General features: G+C 74.1%; 1 protein-coding gene and 1 pseudogene. Both read right to left on the bottom strand.

Features of this window, described 5'->3' with window-relative positions; all coding sequences use genetic code 11:
* Nucleotides 1-31 precede the first annotated feature (31 nt).
* Nucleotides 32-4,480, bottom strand: a pseudogene (locus tag ND450_RS06185) (SDR family NAD(P)-dependent oxidoreductase); the annotation flags it as partial.
* Nucleotides 4,480-9,891 (bottom strand): type I polyketide synthase, encoded by a 5,412-nt coding sequence (locus ND450_RS06180; RefSeq protein ID WP_253325189.1) that lies wholly within the window; start codon nucleotides 9,889-9,891, stop codon nucleotides 4,480-4,482. The gene ND450_RS06180 and the pseudogene ND450_RS06185, both read right to left, overlap by 1 nt.
* Nucleotides 9,892-9,996: the final 105 nt, after the last annotated feature.

The following is a 9,996-nucleotide window of genomic DNA, read 5'->3' as shown; positions in this document are numbered from 1 at the left end:
CCACTCATTGGTCAAGATCACGAGCGCCGGCTCAGGTGCCGAGCTGTTGGTCGATGAAGGCGAAGAGCTCGTCGTCGGACGCCTCGGTGAGGTCGGTCCGCGCCACAGTTCCGCGCGAGTGCGTTGGTGCGGAGCCGAACTCCGCGACGAGCGCGTGCAGGCGCTCCAGGACGGCGGCGCGCGCCTCGTTGCCGTCGTCGAGACCGCCGAGCACGTCGGCGGCCCTGTCGAGGTCGCGCAGCAGGGCCTCCGCCGCGTGCTCGGGGCCCGCGACCTCCGCCCACAGGTACTGCGCGAGCGCGAGTGGTGTCGGGTGGTCGAAGACCAGCGTCGACGGGACCGACAGCGACGTCGCGGCGTCGAGGCGGTTGCGCAGTTCGACGGCGGTCAGCGAGTCGAACCCGAGCTCGCTGAACGCGCGGTCCGGTTCGATCGTCGTGGTGCTCGGGTGTCCCAGCACCTTCGCGACGACGTCGCGGACCAGGTCGAGCAGCAGGCGGCGCTGCTCGGGCTCGATGAGTCCGGCGAGCCGTTCGCGCAGCGCGGGACCCGCCGCCGCGGCGGGAGCCCCGGCCTGCGGCCGCGGGATCTCCGCGAGGACCGGTGCCTGCCGCGAGGTCTCGAAGTAGGCGGGCCAGTCGAAGTCCGCCACGGTCACCGTGACGTCGCCCGCGGCGAGCGACTCGAACAGGGCCTCGACGGCGGCTTGCGGCGCCATCGGGCGCAGGCCCATCCGGCGCACGCCGTCGTCGTGCGAGCCGGCCATGCCGCCCTCGGCCCACGGGCCCCACGCCACCGCCGTGGCGGGCAGCCCGTCGAACCGCCGTTGCTCGGCCAGCGCGTCGAGGTGCGCGTTCGCCGCGGCATAAGCCGCCTGGCCCCCGTTGCCGAGCACACCTGCCAGGGACGAGTACAGGACGAACGCGTCCAGTTCCAGGTGCTTGGTCAGGTCGCCGAGGTGGTGCGCGGCGTCGGCCTTGGGCTTCGCGACGGCGTCGAACCGCTCCGGCGTGAGGCCCATGATCAGGCCGTCGTCCAGGACTCCCGCCGTGTGCACGACGACACGGAGGTCGTCCAGCTCCGCCACGACCTGGGCCAGGGCGTCGCGGTCGGCCGCGTCGCACGCGCGGATGCTCACCTGAGCGCCGAGGCCGGTGAGCTCCGCGGCGAGCTCGCCCGCTCCGGGCGCGTCCTGTCCGCGGCGCGACAGCAGGACCAGGCGCTGCGTGCCCGCCTCGACCAGCCGCCGGGCGACCTGCGCGCCGAGCGCACCCGTGCCGCCGGTGACCAGCGCGGTGCCGCTCGTCGTCCACGACCCCTTGACGGGCTCGGCGGGCACGAGGCGCCGGGCGTGCACGCCCGAACCGCGGATCGCGACCTCGTCCTCGGCGCCGGACAGGACCTCCCGCAGCCGGGCGACGGACCGGGCGTCCGGCGCCTCGGGCAGGTCGACGCAGCCGCCCCAGGAACGGGGCTGCTCGATCGCCGCGACCCGGCCGACGGCCCAGACCCCGGCCTGCCGGGGCGAGGTGACCCGCTCGTGCGCGCCGACCGCGACCGCGCCCCGCGTGGCGCACCACAGCCTGGTGCCCTCCCGGAGCAGCGCGGCGGCCGCCATGCCGTCGCCGACGAAGGCGAGGACATTGCCCTCGCGGGCGTCCGCGGCGGTGACGACCTTCGTGCCCAACGCTTCCGCCGCCGCCCGCGCCCACGCGTCGTCCCGGTCCCCCACGACCGTCCACGGTCCGGCCGGTGCGCCCCCGGTCGGCACGGGCGTCCAGCGGACGTGGTGACGCCAGCCGGTCGCGCGCTTGACCGGGTCTGCCGCGAGCCAGAACCGCTCCCGCTCGAACGCATAGGTCGGGAGGTCGACCAGTTCGGCGCCGGTGCCCGCGAAGATGCCGGGCCAGTCGAGCTTGACGCCGTGGGTGAACAGGGTGGCCTGCGCGTGCGCGGCGGTGGTGACCTCATCGCGGTTCTTGCGCTGCACGGGCAGGAACAGCCCGTCGGGCACGCAGTCGGCGCCCTGCGCGGACAGCGCCGCGTCCGGGCCGATCTCCACGAAGCGGCGGACGCCCGCGGCGTGCAGCGCGGCCACGCCCTCGGCGAAGCGCACCGTGCCGCGGACGTGCCGCACCCAGTACTCCGGGTCGGTGACCTGCTCGGCGGTGGCGACCGCGCCGGTGAGGTTGGAGATCAGCGGGATGCGCGGCGCCGAGTGCTCGACGTCGCGGACGATCTCCCGGAACTCGGCGAGCATGCCGTCCATGTGGTGCGAGTGGAAGGCGTGGCTCACCGCGAGCCGCTTGGAGCGCTCGAACCGGGCGGCCATCTCGGCGACGGCCTCCTCGTCACCCGACAGCACGAGCGACTCGGGGCCGTTGACCGCGGCGATGCTCACGCCCGGCAGCAGTTCGACGTCGGCCTCGGCGGCCCTGACGGCGATCATCGCGCCGCCTGCCGGTGAGGCCTGCATGAGCCTGCCACGGGCGGCGACCAGCCTCGCCGCGTCCGGGAGCGACCACACCCCCGCGAGGTGCGCGGCCGTCAGCTCGCCGATGGAGTGGCCGAGCAGGAAGTCCGGCCGGACGCCCCACGAAGTCACGAGTTCCGCGAGCGCCACCTCGAACGCGAACAGCGCGGGCTGGGTCACCGCCGTCTGGTCGAGTGCCTCCGGGATGTCGCCGTGCATGACGTCCAGGAGCGAGAACTCGGTGTGCTCGTCCAGGTGTGCGGCGACCTCGGCGAGCTTGTCCGCGAAGACCGGGTAGGCGGACAGCTCCCGGCCCATGCCGAGCCGCTGCGCGCCCTGACCGGTGCAGAGGAACGCGATCTTGCCGGTGGTCTGCGTGCCGGTGACGACGTCCGGAGCCTGGTCACCGGACGCCAGGGCGGCCAACGCCTCCTCGCCGAACACCACCGCGCGGTGCGCACGTGCGGCGCGGCCGGTGGCGAGGGTGAGGGCGACGTCCACGGGGTCGAGTCCGGACACCCGGCCCACCAGGCGCTTCGCCTGCCGGCGCACCGCCTGCTCGGTGTTCCCCGAGAGCACCCACGGGACGCGGGCCGGCGGGGTGGTCTCGCGGACGGCGGCCGCACGCGCCGGTGCCTCGCGCAGGATGACGTGGGCGTTGGTGCCGCTGATGCCGAACGACGACACCGCCGCGGTGCGCGGGTGTGCGGTCGCCGGCCAGTCGAGGTGCTCGGTGAGCAGGCGCCCGTTGCCCGAGTCCCACGAGATGGCCGACGACGGCTCGGTGACGTGCAGGGTGCGCGGCAGCTCACCGCGGCGCAGCGCCTCGACCATCTTGATGATCCCGGCGGCGCCCGCGGCGGACTGCGTGTGCCCGATGTTGGACTTGATCGAGCCGAGCCAGAACGGCTCCTCGCGGTCCTGGCCGTAGGTGGCCAGCAGGGCGTCGGCCTCGATCGGGTCGCCCAGCTTGGTGCCGGTGCCGTGCGCCTCGATCACGTCCACCTCCCCCGCGGGCAGGCGGGCGTCGGCGAGCGCGGCGCGGATGACGCGTTGCTGCGACGGGCCGTTGGGCGCGGTGAGGCCGTTGGACGCGCCGTCCTGGTTGACCGCGGAGCCCTGGACGACCGCGAGCACGCGGTGGCCGTTGCGCTCGGCGTCCTCGAGCTTCTCCAGCAGCAGGATCCCCGCGCCCTCACCGAAGCCGGTGCCGTCGGCGGAGGCCGAGAACGACTTGCAGCGGCCGTCCGGGGCAAGCGCGCGTTGCCGGGAGAACTCGACGTAGGTGTCGGCGATGGCCATGACGCACACACCGCCCGCGAGAGCCATCGAGCACTCGCCCGAGCGCAGCGCCTGGACGGCGAGGTGGACGGCGACCAGCGACGACGAGCAGGCGGTGTCGACCGACAGCGCCGGGCCCTCCAGCCCGAGCGTGTAGGCCACGCGGCCGGAGAGGACGCTGCCCTGGGTCCCGTTGCCCAGGAAGCCCTCGACGCCTTCCGGCAGCGTTTCCACGCCGACGCCGTAGTCGCCGTACATGAGCCCGGCGAACACGCCGGTCGCGCTGCCCTTGAGCGTCGTCGGGTCGATCCGCGCGTGCTCCACGGCCTCCCAGCTGACCTGGAGCATCAGCCGTTGCTGCGGGTCCATGGCGAGCGCCTCGCGCGGCGAGATCCCGAAGAAGTCCGGGTCGAAGTCGGCGGCGTCGTGCAGGAAGCTCCCCTCGCGGGAGTACGACGTGCCGCGGTGGTCGGGGTCGGGGTGGAACAGCTCGCCGAGGTTCCAGCCCCGGTCCGCCGGGAACTCCGACACCGCGTCGGTGCCGGTCGCCACGAGTTCCCACAGGGCCTCCGGCGAGTCGACACCGCCGGGGTACCGGCAGGCCATGCCGATGATCGCGACCGGCGCGTGGGCGTCGTCGACCAGCTTCCGGTTGCGCGCGGCCAGCCTGGAGCTCTCCTTGACCGACTCCCGCAGTGCTGCGACAAGTTCCTCGTTGGAGGGCATCAGAAGTTCTCCGAACCAGAGGTGAGTGACACGGTGTTGTCCTCGGCGGCCGCCATGACGCGCTTCACCAGTTCGTCGGCGTCCATCTCGTCGACCAGGTCGTCCGCGGGGTCCGCCGCGCCGGCGTTTCCGGCGGCCTGGTCGTCGGCCAGCCGGACCAGCGCGTCCAGGACCCCGGCCGTGCGGAGCCGGTCGAACGGGACGGTGGCGAGGAAGCGACGGACCTGCTGCTCGTCCACCTCGCCGGAGCCGCCCGGCTCGTCCAGTCCGGGGAGCAGCGAGAGGACGAAGGCGGCGATCGCGCTCGGCGACGGGTGGTCGAACACGACGGTGGCGGCGAGGCGCAGCTCGAACATCGCGTTGAGCCTGTTGCGCAGGTTCACGGAGCTGAGCGAGTCGAAGCCCAGTTCGGTGAACGCGCGTTCCGGGTCGATCACCGCACCGGAGCTGTGCCCCAGCACGGCGGCGACCTGCTCGAGCACGGCGTCCTGAACGGCGTCCGGCCGCTCGGCGGCGGGCAGGGCGGCCAGTCGTTCGACGAGCGACAGCTCCCGCTTCTCGCTCGTCGTCGCGGTCCGCCGGCCGGCCGTGCGGACCAGGCCGCGGAGAACGGCCGGGAGCTCGGTGCTGCGCGCCACGCGGTTCAGGGCGGTCAGGTCGATCTTGACCGGCACCGCCAGTGCCTCGTCCATCGCCAGTGCCGCGTCGAACGCGCGCATGCCCTCCGCGCGGTCCAGCGAGGCGAACCCGTCGCGGCCGAGGCGGTCGGTCTGGGCGCCGTCCAGGTGAGCGGTCAGGCCCTGGTCCTGCTGCCACGGACCCCAGGCCAGCGACCGCGCGGCGAGACCGCGGGCACGGCGCAGGCCCGCCAGCGCGTCCAGGAAGCTGTTGGCGGCGGCGTAACCGCCCTGACCCGGCGAGCCGAGGACGCCGGCCGCCGACGAGTACAGGACGAAGTGCTCCAGCCCCTTGTCCTGGGTGAGCTCGTGCAGGTGCCACGCGGCGTCGACCTTCGGGGCGAGCACCCCGGCGAGCCGTTCGGGGGTGATCGCGGTGACCAGGCCGTCGTCGAGGACTCCGGCGACGTGGACCACGCCGGTCAGCGGGTGCTCGGCCGGGATGCGGCCGAGCACGGCGGCGAGAGCCTGCCGGTCGGCGGCGTCGCAGCGCTCCACGACGACCTCGGCGCCCAGGGCGGTCAGCTCGTCGCGCAGGTCCGCCGCTCCCGGCGCGTCGATCCCGCGCCTGCTGGTCAGGACCAGGTGCCGGACGCCGTGGCCGGTCACCAGGTGCCGGGCGGCCAGCGCCCCGAGGTCCCCGGTGCCACCGCTGATCAGCACGGTGCCGTCCGGGTCCCAGGTGGCCGGGTCACCGGTGACCACCGCGGGCACCAGACGCGGCACGACCAGCTCACCGCCGCGTGCGGCGACCTGCGGTTCCCCGGTCGCGATGGCCTCGCCGACCGCGTCGGCCGGGCCGTCGAAGAGCACGACCCTGCCGGGGTGCTCCGACTGGGCGGAGCGGACCAGGCCGTGCACCGCGGCGGACGCGGGGCAGGATTCGCCGGCGTCGGTGCGCACGACCAGCGTCGCCGCGGCGAACCGGTCGTCCTCCAGCCAGGTGCGCAGGACGCCCAGCACGCTCGCGGTGAGCCGGTGGGCGTCGGCCACCGGGTCGCCGCCGGCCAGCGCCGGGTACACGACGTGCCCTTCGACGGCTCCGTCGGCGGGCAGGTCGGCGTGGTCGGTCCAGGGCTCGGCGGGCCCGGCCGGGGTGGCGGTCCACTCGACGGCGTAGAGGTTCTCCGGCGCGTCCGCGGCGCGCAGCTGGTCCGCGGTGACGGGCCGGACGGCGATCGACTCGACGGAGAGCACCGGCTGACCGGCGTCGTCCACGGCGGCGAGCGATCCGGAGTTCCCGCCGGCGCCCGTCAGGCGCACCCTCAGCGAGCGCGCACCGGTCGCGTGCAACGAGACACCGCTCCAGGAGAACGGCAGGGCGGCGGACTCGTCCGCGCCGGGGGCCAGGAACAGGGTGTGCAGCGCCGCGTCGAGCAGGGCCGGGTGGATCGTGAAGCCGTCGGTGCCGGCGTCCGGCAGGGCGACCTCGGCGAAGATCTCGTCGCCGCGCCGCCACGCCGCCCGCAGGCCCTGGAACACCGGGCCGTAGCCGAACCCGGAGTCGGCCAGGCGGTCGTAGAAGCCGTCGAGGGGGACGGCGTCCGCGCCCGCAGGCGGCCACTCCCCCGGCGCCCAGTCCCGCGCGGCGGTGGCAGGCCGCAGCCAGCCGTCGGCGTTGCGGGTCCACGACTGGCCCGCGGGGGCGTTCCGGGGCCGGCTGTGGACCGAGACCGGCCTGCGGCCGTCCTCGTCGGCGTCCCCGACGACCACCTGCAGCGCCAGGGAGCCCTCGGCACCCGGCAGCACCGGCGCGTGCAGGGTCAGTTCCTCGACGGTCCCGCAGCCGACCTCGTCACCGGCGCGGATCGCCAGTTCGACGAGGCCCGCCCCCGGCACGATCACCGTGCCCAGGACGGCGTGGTCGGCGAGCCACGTGTGGGAGGAGAGCGACACCCGCCCGGCGAACAGCGCCCCGTCCCCGTCCGCGGGCACGATCGCCGCCTGGAGCACCGGGTGCTCCGCCGAGGCGAGCCCAATGGAGCTCAGGTCGGCGGGACCGTCGTCGTTCGCGAGCCAGTACGGGCTGTTCTGGAACGCGTAGGTGGGCAGGCCGACGCGCCGGGCACCGGTGTCGCCGAAGAACGCCGTCCAGTCGACCGGCGCCCCGCTGATGTGCAGCCGCGCGACCATGGCGGCCAGGTCCAGGTCCTCGGCGCCGTTCTTGCGCAGCGACGAGACGAACTCGGCGGCGTCCGGCCGTTCCACGATCTCCATCGCGGCCGCGGTGAGCACGCCGTTGGGCCCCACCTCGACGTAGCGGGTGACGCCCTCGCGTTCGAGCAGGCTCACGGCGTCGGTGAAGCGGACGGGCCGGCGGATGTGGCGGACCCAGTACTGCGGGTCGCCCACCTCGTCCGCGCCGGCCTGCTTGCCCGTGAGGGTGGACATGATCGGGATGCGCGGCGCGGAGTACGTGAGCTCCGCGGTGGCCCGGCCGAACTCGTCGAGGATGCCGTCCATCAGCGCCGAGTGCGACGCCTGGCTGACGACGAGCTTCTTGGCCTTGCGCCCCTTGTCCTTGAACCGCTGGGCGATGGCCATCGCGGTCTCCTCGTCGCCGGAGATCACGACCGACGTCGGCCCGTTGAGCGCCGCGAACCCGACCAGGCCGGTCAGCTCGGGCGCGACCTCCTCCTCGGAGGCCTGGATCGCCACCATCGCGCCGCCCGGCGGCAGCGAGTTCATCAACCGGCCGCGGATCGCGACGATGCGCGCGGCGTCGGCGAGCGACCAGACGCCCGCGATGTGCGCCGCCGCGAACTCACCGATCGAGTGCCCCGCGACGAAGTCCGGGACGACGCCCCAGGACTCCAGCAGCCGCGCCACCGAGACCTCGATGGCGAACAACGCGGGCAGCATGTAGTCGATCCGGTCGAGCAGGTCGGAGTCCTCCGCGAAGATCACTTCGCGGAGCGGCCGCGGCAGGTGGGCGTCGAACTCCGCCATCACCGCGTCGAAGATGGCGGCGAACGCGGGGTGGGCCTCGCACAGGTCCCGGCCCATGGCGAGGTACTGCGCCCCTCCGCCGGTGAACAGGAAGGCGGTCTTGCCGGTGCGCACGCCGCCCTGCAGGACCTGGTCGCTCCTGCCCCCGTCGGCGAGGACGGCCAGGCCGTCGAGGAGACCGTCGCGGTCGGTGGCGAGGACGACACCGCGCTCCGCGAGCGCGGTCCGGCCGGTGGCGAGCGAGTACGCGACGTCGAGCGGGGTCGCGTCGGGGTCGGCCTCCAGGTGCGACCGCAGTCGCCGGGCCTGGGCCGCGAGCGCCTCGCGGTTCGTGCCGGACAGCACGACGGGAACGGCACCGTGGCCGCGGCTACCGGGCTCGTCCCCGGTGACCGCCTCCGCGGGGGCCTCTTCGATGATCAGGTGGGCGTTGGTCCCCGAGATGCCGAAGGACGACACGCCGGCGCGGCGCGGCTGGTCCTGCCGGGGCCACTCCTGGGCACTCGTCAGCAACTCGACGGAACCCGAATCCCAGTCCACGAACGGGGTCGGGGTGTCGACGTGCAGGGTCTTGGGCAGCGTGTCGTTGCGCAACGCCATCACCATCTTGATGACGCTGCCGACCCCCGCGGCGCACTGGGTGTGGCCGATGTTGGACTTCAGCGAACCGAGCCACAGCGGCCGGTCGCCGGGGCGGTCCTGCCCGTAGGTCGCGAGGACCGCCTGCGCCTCGATCGGGTCGCCGAGGCGGGTGCCGGTGCCGTGCGCCTCGACCACGTCGACGTCCCTGGTCGACAGCCGGGCGTCGGCGAGCGCCTGCGCGATGACGCTCCTCTGGGCGGGCCCGCTGGGCGCGGTGAGCCCGTTCGACGCGCCGTCCTGGTTGATCGCCGAACCCCGGACGACCGCGAGCACCTCGTGGCCGTTGCGCCGGGCGTCGGAGAGCTTCTCGAGCATCACCACGCCGACGCCCTCGGACCAGCCGGTGCCGTCGGCCGCCTCGGCGAACGACTTGCACCGCCCGTCGGGCGACAGGCCGCGCTGGCGCGAGAACTCGACGAAGACGCCGGGGCCTCCCATGATGTTCGCGCCGCCGGCGAGGGCGAGATCGCACTCACCGCTGCGCAGCGCCTGCACGGCGAGGTGGATCGCCACCAGCGACGACGAGCATGCGGTGTCCACCGAGACGGCGGGGCCCTCGAGCCCGAGGTTGTAGGCGATGCGGCCGGAGTGCACCGAACACGTCGTGCCGGTGAGGAGGTACCCCTCCACGTTCAGGGCCTCTTCGTGCAGCCGCGGTCCGTACTCCTGCGACGACACTCCCGCGTAGACGGCGGTCCGGGTGCCGGCGAGGGAGCCGGGGGCGATGCCCGCCCGTTCGATCGCCTCCCACGTGACCTGCAGCAGCAGGCGCTGCTGCGGGTCCATCGCCAGGGCCTCGCGCGGCGAGATGCCGAAGAACTCGGCGTCGAACTCGTCCGCCGTGTGCACGAAGCCGCCGGTGTTCACGTAGCTCGTGCCGGAGCTCTCCGGATCGGCGTCGAACAGCCCCTCCAGGTTCCAGCCGCGGTTGGTCGGGAACGTGGAGATGCCCTCCCGCTCCTCGTCGACGAGCCGCCACAGGTCCTCGGGACTCTCGACGTCACCGGGATAGCGGCAGGCCATCCCGATGATCGCGATCGGCTCCCGGTCGCGGGACTCGGCCTGGCGCAGGCGCGTCCTGGTCTGCTGAAGGTCCGCGGTGAGCTTCTTCAGCAGGCCGACCAGCTTCTCTTGATCCGCCATCTCACAACCTCAAAGGAATGTTGACCAGGACAGGGGGCGTGCGGGTGGCGTGACGCGGAACGGATCCGGGGGCGCGGATGCGCCGCCACCGTCCCGCGTCACACC

The sequence above is a fragment of the Lentzea sp. HUAS12 genome, assembly GCF_024125735.1.
Classification (GTDB): Bacteria; Actinomycetota; Actinomycetes; order Mycobacteriales; family Pseudonocardiaceae; genus Lentzea; species Lentzea albida.
This window is presented reverse-complemented; position numbering and strand designations above follow the sequence as displayed.

Bases quoted from the DNA above. Each gene is read 5' to 3' on its own strand.
- ND450_RS06180 (WP_253325189.1), bottom strand. From the start codon at position 9,891: ATGGCGGATCAAGAGAAGCTGGTCGGCCTGCTGAAGAAGCTCACCGCG.